General features: G+C 67.5%; 16 protein-coding genes. 5 read left to right on the top strand and 11 right to left on the bottom strand.

The features are described 5' to 3' along the window. Positions 1-69: 69 nt before the first annotated feature. A complete protein-coding gene (locus EC845_RS09350; RefSeq protein WP_123297476.1) occupies positions 70-1,041 on the bottom strand; it encodes an Hsp33 family molecular chaperone HslO in 972 nt (323 codons plus the stop codon). A 49-nt stretch (positions 1,042-1,090) separates the two neighbouring features. Further along, positions 1,091-1,615: a gamma carbonic anhydrase family protein gene (locus tag EC845_RS09345; protein ID WP_123297473.1), complete on the bottom strand. Its 525-nt coding sequence runs from the start codon at positions 1,613-1,615 to the stop codon at positions 1,091-1,093. A gap of 234 nt (positions 1,616-1,849) precedes the next feature. On the opposite strand from EC845_RS09345, the gene EC845_RS09340 reads away from it, so the two are divergent. After that, positions 1,850-2,686, top strand: coding sequence for a ferritin-like domain-containing protein (locus EC845_RS09340; protein ID WP_123298045.1), 837 nt, complete (start codon positions 1,850-1,852; stop codon positions 2,684-2,686). A gap of 42 nt (positions 2,687-2,728) precedes the next feature. On the opposite strand, the gene xerD is transcribed toward EC845_RS09340, so the two are convergent. Both xerD and EC845_RS09330 read right to left on the bottom strand, forming a co-directional pair. Continuing rightward, entirely contained in the window at positions 2,729-3,628 is a 900-nt protein-coding gene (xerD, locus tag EC845_RS09335) for a site-specific tyrosine recombinase XerD (RefSeq protein ID WP_123297471.1), read from the bottom strand. Positions 3,629-3,718: 90 nt separating this feature from the next. Continuing rightward, positions 3,719-4,705 carry a tripartite tricarboxylate transporter substrate binding protein gene (locus tag EC845_RS09330; protein WP_123297469.1) on the bottom strand — a complete coding sequence of 329 codons (987 nt, stop codon included), beginning with the start codon at positions 4,703-4,705 and terminating at the stop codon, positions 3,719-3,721. A gap of 366 nt (positions 4,706-5,071) precedes the next feature. On the opposite strand from EC845_RS09330, the gene EC845_RS09325 reads away from it, so the two are divergent. After that, positions 5,072-5,971 carry an AEC family transporter gene (locus EC845_RS09325; RefSeq protein WP_123297466.1) on the top strand — a complete coding sequence of 300 codons (900 nt, stop codon included), beginning with the start codon at positions 5,072-5,074 and terminating at the stop codon, positions 5,969-5,971. A gap of 40 nt (positions 5,972-6,011) precedes the next feature. Here EC845_RS09325 and queG read toward each other — a convergent pair whose 3' ends face one another. Next, positions 6,012-7,085, bottom strand: a complete 1,074-nt coding sequence (gene queG / locus EC845_RS09320) for a tRNA epoxyqueuosine(34) reductase QueG (RefSeq protein WP_370451276.1) — start codon at positions 7,083-7,085, stop codon at positions 6,012-6,014. On the opposite strand from queG, the gene tsaE reads away from it, so the two are divergent. After that, entirely contained in the window at positions 7,065-7,601 is a 537-nt protein-coding gene (gene tsaE / locus EC845_RS09315) for a tRNA (adenosine(37)-N6)-threonylcarbamoyltransferase complex ATPase subunit type 1 TsaE (protein ID WP_370451275.1), read from the top strand. The genes queG and tsaE overlap by 21 nt on opposite strands. Further along, positions 7,598-9,091 carry an N-acetylmuramoyl-L-alanine amidase gene (locus EC845_RS09310; RefSeq protein ID WP_123297460.1) on the top strand — a complete coding sequence of 498 codons (1,494 nt, stop codon included), beginning with the start codon at positions 7,598-7,600 and terminating at the stop codon, positions 9,089-9,091. The genes tsaE and EC845_RS09310 overlap by 4 nt, the downstream gene beginning before the upstream one ends. Here EC845_RS09310 and EC845_RS09305 read toward each other — a convergent pair. From EC845_RS09305 to apbC, 6 genes are all read right to left on the bottom strand, one after another. After that, positions 9,082-10,026, bottom strand: coding sequence for a formate dehydrogenase accessory sulfurtransferase FdhD (locus tag EC845_RS09305; protein WP_123297457.1), 945 nt, complete (start codon positions 10,024-10,026; stop codon positions 9,082-9,084). The genes EC845_RS09310 and EC845_RS09305 overlap by 10 nt on opposite strands. Then, positions 10,023-10,475, bottom strand: coding sequence for a hypothetical protein (locus tag EC845_RS22610; RefSeq protein WP_233597994.1), 453 nt, complete (start codon positions 10,473-10,475; stop codon positions 10,023-10,025). Before EC845_RS22610 ends, EC845_RS09305 begins: the two co-directional genes overlap by 4 nt. Positions 10,476-10,535: 60 nt before the next feature. Continuing rightward, the gene (locus EC845_RS09295) at positions 10,536-12,881 is read right to left on the bottom strand and encodes an FdhF/YdeP family oxidoreductase (protein ID WP_123297455.1); all 2,346 of its coding nucleotides are present in this window, start codon (positions 12,879-12,881) and stop codon (positions 10,536-10,538) included. Positions 12,882-12,955: 74 nt separating this feature from the next. Next, positions 12,956-14,602, bottom strand: coding sequence for an OFA family MFS transporter (locus tag EC845_RS09290; RefSeq protein WP_123297452.1), 1,647 nt, complete (start codon positions 14,600-14,602; stop codon positions 12,956-12,958). Between the two features lie 265 nt (positions 14,603-14,867). Then, positions 14,868-15,815: a LysR family transcriptional regulator gene (locus EC845_RS09285; protein WP_123297449.1), complete on the bottom strand. Its 948-nt coding sequence runs from the start codon at positions 15,813-15,815 to the stop codon at positions 14,868-14,870. Continuing rightward, entirely contained in the window at positions 15,812-16,903 is a 1,092-nt protein-coding gene (gene apbC / locus EC845_RS09280) for an iron-sulfur cluster carrier protein ApbC (protein WP_123297446.1), read from the bottom strand. Before apbC ends, EC845_RS09285 begins: the two co-directional genes overlap by 4 nt. A gap of 139 nt (positions 16,904-17,042) precedes the next feature. On the opposite strand from apbC, the gene EC845_RS09275 reads away from it, so the two are divergent. Further along, positions 17,043-17,636: a restriction endonuclease gene (locus EC845_RS09275; protein WP_123297443.1), complete on the top strand. Its 594-nt coding sequence runs from the start codon at positions 17,043-17,045 to the stop codon at positions 17,634-17,636. The last annotated feature ends 68 nt before the right edge of the window (positions 17,637-17,704 follow it).

Below are 17,704 nucleotides of genomic sequence, written 5' to 3'. Positions count from 1 at the left end.
CCGCGCACGCCTGGCCGACTTCCTGCAGGAGGAGGTCCCGACACGTCGTCGCCGCCCGCCCTGGCGGCGTTACTGCACGCTCTGCGTGCCGGGTGGCGCATCCTGCAAGGCCGTGAACATGCCGGCCACGTCGACGGCATCGAAGCGCTCCTCGTTGCCGCAGAAGTCGCAGCTGACCTCGATCTGGCCCCGCTCCTCCAGGATGCTGTCGAGCTCTTCGCGGCCCAGGCTGCGCAGCATGTTGACGACGCGCGCACGGCTGCAGCGGCAGGAAAAACGGGGGGCCGTTTCGCCGACACGCGGTTCGAAGCGCATCAGCCGCTCTTCCCAGAACAGCCGCCGCAGCACGGTCTCGGCATCGAGCGAGAGCAGTTCTTCGGGCTTCAGGCTGGCGGCCAGGGTGGCGATACGGTTGTAGTCCTCGGCCAGCGCCTCTTCGTCGGCGCGGCCGGCCTGCAGGTTGCCCTTGCCTTCGAGCGGCATGCGCTGGATCAGCAGGCCCGCGGCGACACGATCGTCGGCGGCCAGCACCAGGACGGTATCGAGCTGTTCGGACTGGCGCATGTAGTGCTGGATCATGTCGCTCAGGCGCTGCAGGCGCGTGCCGTCCGCGGCCGCCAGGGGCACGATGCCCTGGTAAGGCTGCTGGCCGGGCTGGCGGTCCTGCGGATCGAGCGTGATCGCGCAGCGGCCCTGTCCGTTGCCGTTGACCAGATCGGCGAGGTGGGCGTGGTCGTCGATGCCCGCCATCACCTTGGCCGTCGCCCGGAAGGACAGGTCGGGCTGGGCTTCGGCCACGGCCAGCTTGATCGGCCCGTCGCCCTGGATCTGCAGTTCGAGCGCACCGTTGAACTTGATGCTGGACTGCATCAGCAGACTGGCCGCAGCCATCTCGCCGAGCAGGTTGCGCACGGGCAGAGGCCAGGGGCCGGTCTGGCTGCCCTCGCGGCGCGACAGCACTTCCTGCCAGGAATCGGTCAGCCGCACGATCTGGCCGCGGACAGGCAGGCCTTCGAAGATAAAGGAATGAAGTTCAGACATACATAAACATTCGGGAAACCGCCGTGCGGTTTCCGGGAAGAAAAAGCGCTCAGGCCAGGCGCTTGAGCCCGGCGGCAAAACGCCGCGCATTATCCACATAGTGCCGGGCACTGGCCCTGAGCTTTTCGATGGCGGCCTCGTCCAGCGTGCGGACCACCCGGGCGGGACTGCCGAGGATGAGCGAGTTGTCCGGGAATTCCTTGCCTTCGGTGACCACACTGCCCGCGCCCACCAGACAATTGCGGCCGATACGCGCATGATTCAAGACCACGGCCTGGATACCGATGAGGCAATTGTCACCGATCGTGCAGCCGTGCAGCATGGCCTGGTGGCCCACCGTCACGCCCCGTCCCACCGTGAGCGGCACGCCGTGGTCGGCATGCAGCACGCTCAGATCCTGGATGTTGCTGCCCTCGCCGACCGTGAGGGTGGCGGAGTCGCCGCGCAGCACCGCGCCGAACCACACGCTGCTGTCGGCAGCCAGGCGCACGTCGCCGATGACTTGTGCGCTGTCGGCGACCCAGGCCTGTTCGCCGAGTTCAGGGGCCATTCCGTCGAGTTCGTAGATCGCCATGGCGGCTCGTCTCCTGTGGGGATGTTTGAAAATGCACGGATCAACCGGGCCGAGGCGTCCGGATGCCCCAACTGTACACAGCCCCGGCCGCCGGGCGAAGCCCCGGTGCCCCGGCTTTTACAATCGCCGGGCAGGACGGTTGCCGCCCGGGCCATCGCCGGACGGCCGACGGCCTCCCGACCGGCCGCTTCACCCGATTCTTTTCCGACTTCGATGGACCCGCGCGATTTCCCCATGCCCAGCCCCACCCGCCTGCCCACTTTGCGCGAACGTGCACTGCACCTGCTGTGCGAGTCCGATCCGGAACGCAAGGCGCGGGGCACGCTGTCGCTGCGCGCCGGACAGGGCTCGCCCGCCGAGACCGGCACCGGCATGGACATCGGCATCGAGCTGGATCTGCAGGCTGACCCCCAGCACGCCATTCCCGGCCGGCCGGCCCGCCCCGAACTGCGGCATCACACGCAGGTGCCGCAGCGCTCGCCCTTCACGCCCGAAGGGCATGCGGCCCTGATTCACGCCATCGCCCACATCGAGTTCAATGCCATCAACCTGGCGCTCGATGCCATCTGGCGTTTCGGGGGCATGCCGGCGGCCTTCTACGAAGACTGGCTGCAGGTGGCGGCCGAAGAAGCCAAGCACTTCCTGCTGCTGCGCGACCACCTCGCCACGCTGGGTCATGCCTACGGCGACTTCCCGGCCCACGACGGGCTATGGACCATGACGGACAAGACCCGGCACGATATCGTCGCCCGCATGGCGCTGGTGCCGCGTACGCTCGAAGCCCGGGGCCTCGACGCCACACCGCCCATCCAGGCCAAGCTGCGGCGCATCGGCGACGCCCCCGGCGTGGCCATCCTCGACATTCTGCTGGCCGACGAAGTCGGGCATGTGGCCATCGGCAACCGCTGGTATGCCTGGCTGTGCGCCCGGGAAGGCCTGTCGCCGCTGCCCCATTACCGCGTGCTGTTTCGCCAGTACGAAGCACCGCGCCCCAAGCCGCCCTACAACCTGCAGGCCCGGCGAGAAGCCGGTTTCACCGAAGACGAACTCGCCGCGCTCGGAGAGCTCTGAGCCCGTGGGCCGGCCGTTCGGGCCCACACCCGGCCCTCGCGCTCATCCGCGGGGATGGTGCGCGGCATGCAGTTGCTTGAGCCGCTCGCGCGCCACATGGGTGTAGATCGTGGTGGTGGAGATGTCGGCATGGCCCAGCAGCATCTGCACCACGCGCAGGTCGGCCCCATGGTTGAGCAGATGGGTCGCGAACGCGTGCCGCAAGGTATGCGGCGACAGCGCGGCATGGATACCGGCGGCCGCCGTGTGTTTCTTGACGATGATCCAGAACATGACCCGGCTCATGCCCGCACCGCGGCCGGTGACGAACAGATCGTCGCTCTGCTGCCCGTGCAGGATCTCGGCGCGGCTTTCGGCGAGGTAGCGCGCCAGCCACTGCGCGGCCCATTCGCCATAGGGGACCAGCCTCTCCCGCCCCCCCTTGCCCTGCACGCGCAGCACATGCTCGGTGTGGCTGACGTGAAAAGTCTTGAGCCCGACCAGTTCGCTCACGCGCAGGCCGCTGGCGTAGAGCAGTTCGAGCATGGCGCGGTCGCGCAGACCCAGCGGCGTGGCGGTATCGGGGGCGGCGAGCAGGGCCTCGACCTGGGTTTCGCTCAGTGTGTGGGGTACGCGCAAGGCCTGGCGGGCCGACAGCAGCCGCAGCGTGGGGTCGCTGCCGATGCGTTTTTCGCGCAGCGCCCAGCGGAAATAACGGCGGAACACCGTGAGCCGACGATTGGCCGTGCTCGGGCGTGTGGTGGCCAGGCGCTCGGCGGCATAGCCGTGCAGGTCGTCCTCGGTGCTTTCGTCGAGGCCTCGCGCGCCACGGCGCGGATCGGCGAGCCAGGCGGCATACAGCGTCAGGTCGCGGCGGTAGGCATCGAGCGTACTGCGCGCCAAGCCCTCCTCCAGCCACAGGGCGTCGAGAAACGTATCGATGGAATCGTTGGGCACAGGCATCTTCGGACACAAAAAAACCACCTGCGAGCATAACCGCAGGTGGTTCGTTCTCGCGCGGACGCACACGGCGCCCGCCCGACGGCGCTCGGCTTACTGCTCGAGCTTCAGGTTGGCGTCCTTGACCACCTTCTGGTAGGTCGTGAACTCGGCCTTGATCTGCGCCGTGAACTCGGCCGGCGTATTGCCGACCACGATGGAGCCGGTGTCCTCGATGCGCTTGCGCACGGCAGGATCCTGCAGCACCTTGAGCACGCCCGCATTGAGCTTCTCGACCACGGCGGCCGGCGTGCCCTTGGGGGCCAGGATGCCGTAGAAGGCCATGCGGTTGACGGGCTCGAGACCGACTTCGGCGAAGGTGGGCACGCCCGGCAGCACGGCCAGTTCCTTGGGTGCCGCCACGGCGATGGCACGCAGCTTGCCGGCCTGGATGAAGGGCAGCGCCGAGGGCAGGTTGTCGAAGATCATGGGAACCTGGTTGCCCACCACGTCGTTGAGAGCCGGGCCTGCGCCACGGTAACCGACGTGCACGGCCTTGACGCCGGCGAGGCTCTTGTAGAGCTCCATCTGCAGATGCTGGATGCCGCCGACGCCGGAAGAGGCATGGGAGTACTTGTCCGGATGGGCCTTGAGTTCGGCCTCGAAGGCCTTGTAGTCCTTGGCCGGGAACTGCGGATTCACGGCCAGCACGTTGGGCGTCGCGGCGATGTTGACGACGGGCGTGAAGTCGGTCGTCGGGTTGTACGGCACCTGCGGGTTGATGGCCGGGTTGGCCGCCACGCTGGAGACCGTCGCGATCGCCAGGATGTAGCCGTCGGGCGCGGCTCGCACCATTTCGGAAGTGCCCACGACACCGCCGCCACCGGCCTTGTTGTCGACGATGACCGGCTGGCCCAGCACCTGAGCCAGCGGATCGGCCACCACGCGGGCCACGATGTCGGTGGTGCCGCCCGGTGCGAACGGCACGATCAGGCGGATGGGCTTGTTGGGATAGTTGGCCTGGGCATGGGCTGCACCGGCTGTGCCCAGCACGGTCAGGGCTGCGCACACGGCGGTAACCATCATTTGTCGACGTTGCATAGTGGGTCTCCGTCCTCTCGAAGTTGCGGATGCGGTTCGCATCGGAAAAACACGGCCCGCGTTCGCTCTTATGGTGCTGCGCGGGCCAAGCCGGCCAGGAAGAATCCGGCCAGGCAGGCTAGAGAGCCAATACTAAATGCGCCATCGCGCCGGATGAATTCAAGATCGCGTGTTTTGGCTAGTAATAACCCTAGGTTGCTGGCGTTTTGCACAAACCAGGTGCAGGGTCGAACGACTGCCTGGGCCACCTGTGCGGCAGCGGCGAGGTCACGGCCGGCGATTTCTTTCCCATAATGCCGACTGCCCCTGCCCGCCCTCATCAGACTCCTGCTCGCGCACGTTTTGCCGTGCCGGGTCCTTGCGCCCGTGAACTACCTCTCGCTGCTCCTGCCCGACTTCATCCTGATCGCCTGCGGATTCCTGCTGTGCCGCCTGACGCCGCTCAAGCGGCAGATCTGGGATCCGGTCGAAACGCTGGTCTATTACTTCCTGTTCCCGGTCCTGCTGTTCCATTCCGTGACCCGGGCGCAACTGGACCTGGGTACGGCCGCCTCGCTGATCGGCACCGGCATGCTGAGTGCGTGCGGCGCCATTGCACTGAGTTACGGCGTGGCCCGCCTGCCGGGCGTGGACGGGCGCACGCAGGCGGCCGCCGCACAGGTCGCTTTCCGTTTCAACTCCTTCATCGCCCTGGCGGTGGCCACCCGGCTGGGGCCCGAGCACCTGCTGCTGACGGCGGTGCTGATCGGTTTCTGCGTGCCGCTGTGCAATGTGGCGGCGGTCTGGCCGATGGCGCGCCACGCACAGGTCCACGTGGGGCGGGAGCTCATGCGCAACCCCCTGATCATCGCGACCGGCAGCGGCCTGCTGTTCAACCTGCTGGGGCTGAGCCTGCCGCAGTGGACGGATGTGCCGCTCACGCGCATCGGCCAGGCGGCCCTGGTGATGGGCCTGATGTCGGCCGGCGCCGGCATGAAGCTGGGCGAACTGCGCGCGGCCAAGCAGGTGGCGGTGGCCATGCTGCTGATCCGGCACCTGCTCGCACCGCTGATCGCGCTGGCGCTGATCCTGGTCTTCCGGCTCGACCCCACGCAGGCGATGGTGCTGATGATGTTCAGCGCCCTGCCCACGGCGTCGAGCTGCCACGTGCTGGCCGGCCGCATGGGCTACAACGGCTCTTACGTGGCTGCGCTGGTGACGCTGTCGACGCTGCTGGGTACGCTGAGCCTGCCGCTGGCCATGGCCCTGCTGGCCTGGACGCACTGAGATTCGCCGGCCGGCCGCTGCCGGTCGATGCCCACCGGCGTCAGAGGCCCTGGGCCAGGGCCCAGTCGATGTGTTCTCGCAGCACCTCGCTCGGGTGGTCGAGGCGTGCGGCCAGTGCGGCCCGGATACCGGCATCGTCGGCCCGGTGCAAAGCATTGCCCATGGCGACCGAGACGTTGCGCAGCCAGCGCTCGTGCCCGATGCGGCGGATCGCACTGCCCTCGGTACGCCGCAGAAAAGTGGCCTCGTCCCAGCCGAACAGCTCGACCAGCCGGGCGCCGCTCATGCCCTCGCGCTCGTCGAAGTCGGGCAAGGCGCTGCGCTGCGCGAACTTGTTCCAGGGGCAGGCGAGCTGGCAATCGTCGCAGCCGTAGATGCGATTGCCCATCGGGCGCCTGAAATGCTCGGGAATGACGCCACCGTATTCGATGGTGAGATAGGAAATGCAGCGCCGCGCATCCAGCAGGCGCGGACCCAATATCGCCTGGGTCGGGCAGACGGTGATGCAGGCACTGCATTGCCCGCAGTGGGCACTGACTGCGGGCGTTCGCGGCAGATCGAGGTCAACGAAGATCTCGCCCAGGAAAAACATGGAGCCGGCTTCGCGCGACAGCGTCAGCGTGTGTTTGCCGCGCCAGCCCTGGCCGGACCGGCTGGCCAGTTCGACCTCCATGACCGGCGCCGAGTCGGAGAAGACACGGTAGCCGAAGGGACCGATGTGCGCCGCCATGCGGTCGGCCAGCTTCTGCAGGCGTGCGCGCATGACCTTGTGATAGTCCCGGCCACGGGCATAGACCGAGACGACGCCCTCGTCCGCACGGCCTTGCGCGGCCCATTCGCGCGCCTGCCAGTCGGCGGGCGTTGTCCTGGGCAGATAATTCATGCGTGCGGTGATCACGCTGAGCGTGCCTGGAACCAGTTCGGCGGGCCGGGCTCGTTTGAGTCCATGCGAGGCCATGTAGTGCATCTCGCCGTGATAGCCGGCCTCCAGCCACGCCAATAGTGGCGCTTCTGCCTCATGGAGGTCGACACCCGCCACGCCGATTTGGGAAAATCCCAATTCGAGACCCCATGCCCGTATCTGCGAGACAAGTTGAACACCATCCAGAACCATGACCCTATTGTAGGAAGCTCGGCGGCCGGCCGGGCGACGCGCGTCTGGCGCGGCGAACCCGACACCGAGGCTTTTGCCGCGGCACTGGCTGCCGCCATGCGGGCCGACCCGACGCTGGCCAATGTCTACATCGAGCTGCACGGCGACCTGGGGGCCGGCAAGACCACGCTGGTGCGCCACCTGCTGCGTGCGCTGGGCGTGGCCGGCCGCATCAAGAGCCCCACCTATGCGGTGGTCGAACCGCACGAAGCGGGCGACCTGGCGATCTGGCATTTCGATTTCTATCGCTTCGACGACCCGCGCGAATGGGAAGACGCCGGTTTCCGCGAACTTTTTGCCAGCACGGGTCTCAAAATCGCCGAATGGCCGGACAAGGCGGCCGGCCATGTCCCGACTGCCGACCTCGCTATCCGAATTCAAGCCATGACCGATGACACCCGTACCGTGCGTCTCGACGCACCCACCGATGCCGGACGTTCGCTGCTGCTGGCCCTGACCGCGGGGCCTACGGCATGAAGCGCCGCCAATTGCTGCAAGGCCTGCAGGGCGGCACCCTGGTCCTGCTGCTGGGCCGGGCCCAGATTGCACAGGGTGCCAGCATCGTCGCCGTACGGCTCTGGCCTGCCGACGAATACACCCGCGTCACGCTCGAGTCCGATGTCGCGCTGAAAGCGCAGCAGGTCTTCATCCCCGACCCGCCCCGGCTGGCCGTCGACCTCGACAACATCCAGCTCAACCCGGCGCTCAAGGAACTGGTGGCCAAGGTCCGTGCGGACGATCCGTTCATCACGGGCATCCGCGCCGGCCAGAACACACCGACCACGGTGCGGCTGGTGTTCGACCTCAAGCAGGCCGCCCGTCCCCAGGTCTTCACGCTGCAGCCCATTCCGCCCTACCAGCACCGCACCGTCTTCGACCTCTATCCCGAGAAACCGACCGATCCGCTCGAGGAACTGATCGCCTCGGTGCAGGGTGCGACCGCGCCGGCTGCGGCCGTCGGTGCCGGAGCCGTTGCACGCGGAGGCGACTGGCCCGCGGATGCCACGCGCCAGACGCCGCCGCAAGCCGGCCACGACGCGCTGGGCCAGTTGCTCAGCGACCAGAATCTGCTGCACGACCCGCTGGGCGACCTGATCGCACGCCAGGGCCGCCAGCCACCGCCGCCGGCCGTCGCGGCCGCTCCCGCACCGGCCCCCCGGCCCGGCCCCAGCCTGCCGGTACCGCCCCCCACCAACCGCAGCGAAACGCGCACGGCCAGTGCGCCGCCGGCCTCGCCGCGCGTGCAGGCCAAGGTCGACCGGCTGATCATCGTGGCCCTCGACCCGGGACACGGCGGCGAGGATCCGGGCGCCATCGGCCCGGGCGGCACCTACGAAAAGCATGTGGTGCTGCAGATCGCCAACAAGCTGCGCGACCGCATCAACGCCCAGCCCAACATGCGTGCGTTCATGACACGCGATGCCGACTTCTTTGTGCCGCTCTACACCCGTGTCGAAAAGGCCAGGCGGGTCCAGGCCGATCTGTTCATGAGCATCCACGCCGACGGGTTCACCGATCCTTCGGTCAAGGGCGGCGGGGTCTACGCCCTGAGCACCAAGGGCGCCACCAGCGCGACGGCACGCTGGATCGCCAACAAGGAAAATCAGTCGGACCTGATCGGCGGCATCAACGTCGGGCAACAGGACGCCCATATCCAGCGCATCATGCTGGACATGAGCACCACGGCCCAGATCAGGGACTCGATGGTGCTGGGCAAATACCTCATCAACCCGATGAGCACCGTGGGCAACATGCACAAGAAGTACGTCGAGCAGGCCGGCTTCGCAGTGCTCAAGGCGCCCGACATTCCCAGCGTGCTGGTCGAGACGGCGTTCATCACCAATCCCGACGAAGAGCGCAAGCTCAAGACTGCGGATTTCCAGGACAACATGGCCGACGCCTTGCTGCGCGGCATCCTGGCGTACTTCCAGGCCAATCCGCCGCTGGCGCGCAACCGTCAGGCGTAGCGGCGGGCCCGCGGGTCGCGGCAAAAGCCCCAGAGGTGAATCTGGGCCCGCTCGGCAATGCGGATGGCCAGCGAGGTCGGCGCCGAGATCGTGGCCAGCGCCGGCAGTTGCAGGCGCGCGCACTTGCGCACCAGTTCGTAGCTCGCGCGGCTGCTCATCGCCACGAAACCGGGCTCGGGCTGCGGCGCGGCCAGCCCGGCCTGCAGCACGCTGCCGCCGCTGCCGAAACGCAGGCGGCCGGTGCGCGCCAGACGGCCGATGAGCTTGTCGAGCGCATTGTGGCGCCCGACGTCCTCGCGCACTTCGGCGAGCGTGCCGTCGGGCAGCGACCAGCCGGCGGCATGCACGGCGCCCGTCAGGCGGTTGAGCGGCTGCAGCGCCGGCAGGCCCGAGAGCGCACGCAGCACCGCGTCGGCCGACAGGCCCTGCAGCCAATCCGGCACGGCGACACGCTCGGGTTCGAGATCCAGCCCCTCGAGGCTGTCGATGCCGCATACGCCGCAGCCGGTGCGTCCGGCCAGTGCGCGGCGGCGGTCCTTGAGCCGTGCAAAACAGTGCGAAGCGACTTCGAGGTGCACCTCGCAGGCTTGTGTGCCGGCCGGCAGATCGAGCGCATCGTCCGCGCAGGTCCGGCTGGCGGTGCACACGATGTCGCGCACGTCGGCCGGGGTGTCGACGAGGCCCTCGCTGAGCGCGAAGCCCAGCGCAAAATCCTCGAGATCCTGCGGCGTGGCCATCATCACCGCATGCGAGATGCCGTTGAAGACCAGGGCCACCGGCACCTCGGCGGCCACGACATCGTCGACGGCGCCCACGAAACCCTGACCTTTTTCGTAGCGCTGCACATGCTGCGGCACGACGGGTGCGGGCAGATCGCCGAAATCCGGCGCCTGGCCGGATCCGGGGGGGACCGGAATGGCGGAATGGATGTTCATGACGAGGGCGAAGCCAGGTCGGCCTCGAGCGCTTCGGCCTGCGCCACCAGCGCCATCCAGCTGGCATGGCGAGCACGTCCGGCGTCGGTCAGGAAAGCGATCCAGCGCTCTTCTTCGCGCTCGATGCGCACCCAACCCGGACCGGGCCGGCCGCCCAGGCTGGCGCCGCTCATGGCGGTGAGCTGGCGCAGCACCACGCTCGCGCCCTGCCCCAGCCGCTTGCCCAGCCGGGGCAGCGACATGCCGCCGGGGTGGGGTGAAGCGGCCAGTTCGTCGAGGATCGCCAGGGCAAATCCGTCGATCTGCGCCAGGGCATCGAACAGCGCCTGTTGCCCGGATTCCAGAGCAGGCGAGCTGTTGCCGGCCGTGACGGCGGGCACAGGTCCGGCGACATCGGGATGGGCATCGCCCGCACGCGGCGGGCGGGCGGGAGCGAGGGGGTCGGTCATGCGTTCAAGCTTAGCATCGTGCAGCCCGGCCCGTGCAGCGAGCCGGGCCGGGCCGCGCGCTCAGGCCACGGCCGGTTCGAGCGCAAAGCCCGAAGGCGCCGTCTCGCCGCCGCCGCCATGCGGGACCAGCACCACCGGTATGGATTTGGAAGTCGGCGTGCCGGCCACGATGGCCACCGCGGTCAGCGGCACCAGCGGGTTGGTTTCCGGGTAATACGCCGCGATGTTGCCACGCGGAATGTTGTAGGCGACCAGCTTGAACTTGTCCGCGCGCCGCTCCTGGCCGTCGTCCCAGACGGTCTTCATGTCGATCCAGTCGCCCTCCTTGAGGCCGAGCTGCCGGATGTCTTCCGCGTTGATGAACACCACGCGGCGCTGGCCGAACACACCGCGGTAGCGATCGTCGTGGCCGTACACCGTGGTGTTGTACTGGTCGTGCGAGCGGGTGGTGATCAGCGTGAAGACCACCGTGTCGCGCATCCGGGCGCGGGCGCGGTGCACCGGCGTATCGGTGGGCACGGCATGGACGTAGAAGTTGGCCTTGCGCGTGGCCGTGTTCCACACCCGTTCGCGCGCCGTGTTGCGCAGATGGAAACCGCCCGGCACCGACACCCGCTGGTTGAAATCGTAGAAGTCGTCGAAGACTTTCTCGATCTGGTCGCGGATGCGGCTGTAGTCCTCGATCAGCCACAGCCACGGCGTCTTGCTGCGGCCGCTGCCCGAGGCACCGATGGTGGCTTCGGCCAGACGGGCCACGATGGCCGGCTCGGACATCAGGTGCTCGGAAGCCGGCGGGTTGATGCCCGAGGAGATGTGCACCATGCTCATCGAGTCCTCGACCGTCACGCCCTGCGGACCGGCGGCCTGGATATCGATTTCGGTGCGGCCCAGGCAAGGCAGGATCAACGCCTCGCGGCCGTGCACCACATGGCTGCGGTTGAGTTTGGTGGTGACGTGCACCGTGAGGTTGCACTGGCGCAGCGCCTTCCAGGTCGCATAGGTGTCGGGCGTGGCAGCGGCGAAGTTGCCGCCCAGCGCAAAGAACACCTTGCCCTTGCCGTCGAGCATGGCCTGGATGGCTTCGACGGTATCGACGCCGTTGCGCCGCGGCGGCTCGAAGTCGAAGACCTGGCCCAGGCGGTCGAGCAAGGCGGCGGGCGGCTTTTCCCAGATGCCCATGGTGCGGTCGCCCTGCACGTTGCTGTGGCCGCGCACCGGGCACAGGCCGGCGCCTTCGCGGCCGATGTTGCCGCGCATGAGCAGCAGGTTGCCGATCATCTGGATGGTGGCCACCGAATGCGGATGCTGGGTGATGCCCATGCCCCAGCAGGCGATGGTGCGCTCGGCGTTCTTGTAGACCTCGGCCGCCGTGCGGATCTGCTCGATGCTGAGACCGGATTCCTGCTCGAGCAGGGCCCAGGACTCGGCGCGCAGATCTTCGACCACGTCGCCGAAGCCGGTCGTGTGTTCGGCGATGAAGGTGTGGTCGATGACCTGCTCGCCCGCATCCTCGCACTCGACGAGGTACTTCATCATGCCCTTGACGAGGGCAAAATCGCCGCCCACGCGCAACTGGAAGTAATGCGAGCTGATAGGGGTCGAGCTGTTGGTGGCCATCTCGATCTTGGCCTGCGGATCGGCAAATCGCTCCAGGCCCCGCTCGCGCATGGGGTTGAAGCTCATGATGCGCGCGCCCCGCTTGGCCGCATGGCGCAACTCGCCCAGCATGCGCGGATGGTTGGTGCCGGGGTTCTGGCCGAAGATGAGGATGGCGTCGGCGTGCTCGAAATCCTCGAGCGTGACCGTGCCCTTGCCCACGCCGACCTGCGGGCGCATGCCGCTGCCGCTGGGCTCGTGGCACATGTTGCTGCAGTCGGGGAAGTTGTTGGTGCCGTATTCGCGCACGAACAGCTGGTACAGGAAAGCCGCTTCGTTGCTGGCTCGCCCGGAGGTGTAGAAGATCGCCTGGTCGGGATCGGGCAGCGCGTTGAGGTGCCGGCCCATCAGGGCGAAGGCATCGTCCCACGAGATGGGCACGTAGGTGTCGCTGGCGGCTTCGTAGACCATGGGCTCGGTCAGCCGGCCCTGGTCTTCCAGCCAGAAATCGCTCTGGCCCAGCAGTTCGGTGACGGTGTGCCGGGCAAAGAATTCGGGGGTGACGCGGCGGGCGGTGGCTTCGGCAGCCACGGCCTTGGCGCCGTTTTCGCAGAACTCGAAAGTCGATGCGTGATTGCGGTCGGGCCAGGCACAGCCGGGGCAATCGAAGCCGTCCGGCTGGTTGGCCGACAGCAGGGTCTTGGCGCCCTTGAGCGGAATATCCTGCCGCATCAGCGCGTTCTTGACGCTGCGCAATGCGCCCCAGCCACCGGCCGGGCCCTTGTAAAACTCGATTTTCTGATCGCTCATGGTGCGCTCCTTGGGAAGTCCCCGCCCCCCGGATACGGCAGGGGGGCGGGAATGCCTGGGGTGGATGTCGGTTCTCAGTGGAAGAACTTCGTGGCGCTCAGCAGCGTCTTGTAGGTGCCCCAGGCAAGCGGGATCATCACGGCGGCCCAGGCCAGGGCGACCCATGCCGGACCGATCGTCTTGACGGCGCCGCCGGTACTGCGTGCGGTCAGCCCCGCCGCCGAAGCGGTGGCCTTTTCATGGGCCAGGCGCTTTTCGGTGGCCAGTTCCTCGTCGCTCATGAAGTGTTTGTCGGCGATGGGGCGAACCAGCAGATTGGCCACCAGGCCGATCAGCAGCATGCCGACCAGGATGTACATGGTCTGGTTGTACACCTGATCGCGCGGCAAGCCCAGCCCCAGCTGGTATTCACGCATGTAGTTCACGACCACGGGGCCGAGAATGCCGGCCGTGGCCCAGGCGGTGAGCAGGCGGCCGTGGATGGCGCCGACGAACTGCGTGCCGAACAGGTCGGCCAGGTAGGCCGGCACCGTGGCGAAGCCGCCGCCGTACATGGACAGGATCAGGCAGAAGGCAGCCACGAACAGCAGTTGGTTGCCGGCCGAGGCGCTCGAGGGGATGCTGGCATACAGCAGGCCACCCAGCACAAAGAACACCACGTAGGTCATCTTGCGGCCGAGCTTGTCGGACAGGCTGGCCCACACGAAGCGGCCACCGATGTTGAACAGCGACAGCAGCGCCGTGAAGCCGCCGGCAACGGCGGCGATGGCGGCGAGTTCTTCCTTGGTCAGTTGCGAGAAGGGCTTCTGCAGGCCGATCAGGGCACCGCCGAAGACTTCCTGCAGCATGGGCGAGGACATGCCGATCACGCCGATGCCGGCGCTCACGTTCATGCACAGCACCAGCCAGATCAGCCAGAACTGGGGAATGCCCCATACCTTCTTCACGTGCACATGGCGGCGCGTGATCATGGCGTTGCTGGTGGCTGCGGCAGGCGCGGTCCAGCCCGAGGGCGTCCAGCCCGTCGGCGGCACGCGGTAGCCCAGCGCACCGGCAAGCATGAAGGCCATGTAGACCAGGCCCATGACCAGGAAGGTCTGCGCCACGCCGACGTCGGTGGGCGTGGAGAAGAACTTCATCAGCTCGACCGCCAGGGGCGAACCGATCATGGCACCGCCGCCAAAGCCCATGATGGCCATGCCGGTGGCCATGCCACGCTTGTCCGGAAACCACTTGATGAGGGTGGACACGGGCGAGATGTAGCCCAGGCCCAGCCCGATGCCGCCGATCACGCCCGATCCCAGCACCATGATCCAGAACTGATGGAGGTAGATGCCGAGCGCGGACAGGATCATGCCGCCGCACCAGCACAGCGCGCTGATGACGCCGACCTTGCGCGGGCCGACCCGTTCGAGCCAGCCGCCCCAGATGGCGGCCGAGCAGCCCAGGAACACAAAAAAGAGCGTGTACATCCAGCCCAGCGAGGCGATGCGCCAGTCGCAGCCGGTGGCAAAGAGCTCGGCGAAAAAGCTCATGTCGGCCGAACACGTGACCGCGCCGGTTCCCGCCGTCTGCAAGGCCTTGGACAGCGGCAGCCAGAAGACGGAAAAGCCGTAGGCCATGCCGATACAGAGATGGATGGCCAGCGCCGCGGGAGGCACCAGCCAGCGGTTGAATCCCGGACCCGCGATGGTCCGTTCCTTATCCAGAAAACCTGGCATTATTTTTTCTCCATTTATTTCAGAATTTCTTGAAATTTGAGACATGGAGAGTTACTATCCACACACGCTCAAACATCTCTTCCTTGTCAACCCAACAAGGCCCTCGCATGACGAAGCGGGCGGATTCTTGCGGCCCGGCGTGCCCAAGTCAAATTGCATTGGCACATCGGTTCATTTTCAAAATGAATCACCAGAGGGAAACAGGCACGCGCCGCCCTGACCCGTCTAGGGTTATTCCCAACCGATCTCGAATCGACGGCGTCAGTCAGACGCCGGCCAGAGGGCCGCTGTGGGCTGCCGCGTGGCTGAGCCAGACAGGGTCCCGGCTGAGCTCCAGCGCGGCGCCCAGCGTACGGGACGGCAGGCCGCTGGCCGGAATCATGAAGCCGATGGGGGTGCGCACTTCCGGGCTGCACAGCGGCACGGCCTCGAGTTCCCCATAGCCCGAAACGGCAGACACCAGCGCGCCAGGCAGGATGGCCTGGACCTCGCCGTCCAGCACGGTCAATGCCAGGCTGAGGATGCAGTTGGTCTCCAATGCCGGCTGCACCTCGGCGCCGGCCATGGCCAGCGCGCTGTCGATGATGGTGCGGTAGTGCATCTCGGGCGTCAGCAGGCACAGCGGCTGCTGTGCCGCGTAGGTCCACGCGCAGGGCCGGCTGATCGCCAGCCTCGCCGGCGCCGGCCGCGGCGCGCGGCGCAGCAGAAAATAATGCTCGGTGTACTGGAACAGCGCTTCCATGCGGGTGCTGCGCTGGTCCAGCCTGTCGGTGTAGCCCAGCCCCATGTCCAGCGAAAGGCTTTCGATGCCCACCTCGATCTCGGGCGAGCTCATGGAGCGCACCACGGGCTTGATGCCCGGATAACGCGCCTGCAGCATGGCCGCGAAACGTGCGGCGACCGGCATCGCGGTCGGCACCGCGCCGATGGCCAGCCGCCCCTGGGGCCGGCCGGCGGCGCTGTTGAGTTCCTGCTGCAGGTTTTCCTGCTCGCGCAGGATGCGCTGGGCACTCGCCAGCACACGCTCGCCTTCGGGCGTGAAGCCCACGAAACTCCGGCCGCGCTTGACGATGGCCGTGCCGAACTCCTCCTCGAGCGCCCGCAGCGCGTTCGAGAGCGCGGGCTGCGTGATGTAGCAGGCCTGCGCCGCCCGGCCGAAGTGGCGGTGCTCGTTGAGCGCCACCAGGTAGCGCATGGAGGCGATGAGGTTCACGAGTTCTTGCTGATGGTGATCGAGGGAAACTTGGCCGAGTAGTCCTTGGCCTGGGCCGCGATCTTGAGCGCGACCTGGCGGGCCACGTCCTTGTAGATGGCCGCGATCTCGCCATCGGGCTCGGCGACCACGGTGGGCACGCCGCCGTCGGCCTGCTCGCGGATCTTCAGCGTCAGCGGCAGGCCGCCGAGGTAGCTCACGTGGTATTCGGTCGACAGGCGCTCGCCGCCGCCGCTGCCGAAGATGTGTTCGGAGTGGCCGCAGTTCGGGCAGCAATACACCGCCATGTTCTCGACCACGCCGAGGATGGGCACCCCCACCTTCTCGAACATGGTGATGCCCTTGCGGGCGTCGAGCAGGGCGATGTCTTGCGGCGTGGTCACGATGACGGCCCCGTTGACGGGCACGCGCTGGGCCAGCGTCAGCTGGATGTCGCCGGTGCCCGGGGGCATGTCGACGATCAGGTAGTCCAGATCCTTCCAGTTGGTCTGGCGCAGCATCTGTTCGAGCGCCTGCGTGGCCATGGGGCCGCGCCAGACCATGGCCTGGTCCTGTGCCACCAGGAAACCGATGGACATGACCTGCACGCCGTGCCCCTCGAGCGGCTCCATGGTCTTGCCGTCGGTGCTGGCGGGCTTGCCGCTGACGCCCAGCATCATCGGCTGGCTGGGACCGTAGATGTCGGCATCGAGCAGACCGACGCGCGCGCCCTCGGCGGCCAGCGCCAGGGCCAGGTTGGCCGCCGTGGTGCTCTTGCCGACGCCGCCCTTGCCCGAGGCCACGGCGACGATGTTCTTGACCTGCGGCAGCAGTTGCATGCCGCGCTGGGCCGCATGGCTGGCAATGCGGGTGGAGAAGACCGGTTCGACCTGCCCCACGCCCGGCACCTGCTGCACGGCAGCGACCATGGCTGCGCCCAGGCCGGGCCAGCGGCTGCGCGCGGGATAGCTCATTTCCACGTCGAAAGCGACGTCCGCGCCGGAAAAACGCACGTTCTTGATTTGCCGGGTGCTGACGAAGTCCTTGCCCGTCAGTTCGTCCACCACCTTGCCCAAGGCCGCCAGAATGGCCTGTTCCGTCATCGCCATAACACTTGTCTTTCATCTCGGAGGAGCGGCATAGTCTATAGAAACACGCCCGCCCGGCAAGCCTGGGACCGCCGCAGGGCGGTGCTGCGCCGCCGAGCGGCGACAATGCAGGCCGCCGCCTTGGCCCGATCACCCGTCCATGTCCATGAAATTCCCGAAGTTCAAGCTGCCGCCCAACTCGCTGTTCGCCGTCCTGCTGCGCTCCCGTTGGTGGATCAGCATCCTGATCGGCGCCGTGCTGTCCGCGCTGGCCCTGGCCGCCCTGCCCGCCCCCTATGGCCCCATGGGCGCCATGGGCTCGTTCCCCTTCTGGGGCATCGGCGTGGTGGCCCTGTTCCGCCAATGGAAGCTGCCGAGCGCCAAGCAGCGTGCGGCCGCCCTGGCCCGGCTGCAGGCCATGAACACCCGCGAGTTCACCGCCCTGCTCGAAAAGGCCTACGCGGCCGATGGCTACAGCGTTCGCCCGGCCAACCTGCCCGGCGCCGACCTGCACCTGGTGCGGCAGGGCAGCACCACGCTGGTGGCGGCCCGCCGCTTCAAGGCCAGCAGCCTGGGCGCCGAACCGCTGCGCGAACTCAGTGCGGCCATGACGCGGGCCGAAGCCGGCCAGGGCATGGTCGTCGCCATGGGCAGCATCACCGAGCAGGCCCGCCGCTGGGCCGACGCCCATGCCATCCGCATCCTCGAAACCGATCCGTTGATCGACTGGCTCTACCGCATGAAGCAGCTGTGAGCCCCAGCGACCGGCGGACGCCGGGCGCTTTAGAATCTACCGTTCATCCGGCGCCGTGCGCGCAAAAC

The sequence above is a fragment of the Comamonas sp. BIGb0124 genome, assembly GCF_003752175.1.
In the GTDB taxonomy this organism is placed as follows: domain Bacteria; phylum Pseudomonadota; class Gammaproteobacteria; order Burkholderiales; family Burkholderiaceae_C; genus Comamonas_F.
The sequence above is the reverse complement of the archived record's forward strand: the minus strand, read 5'-3'. Positions and strand labels throughout refer to the sequence as shown.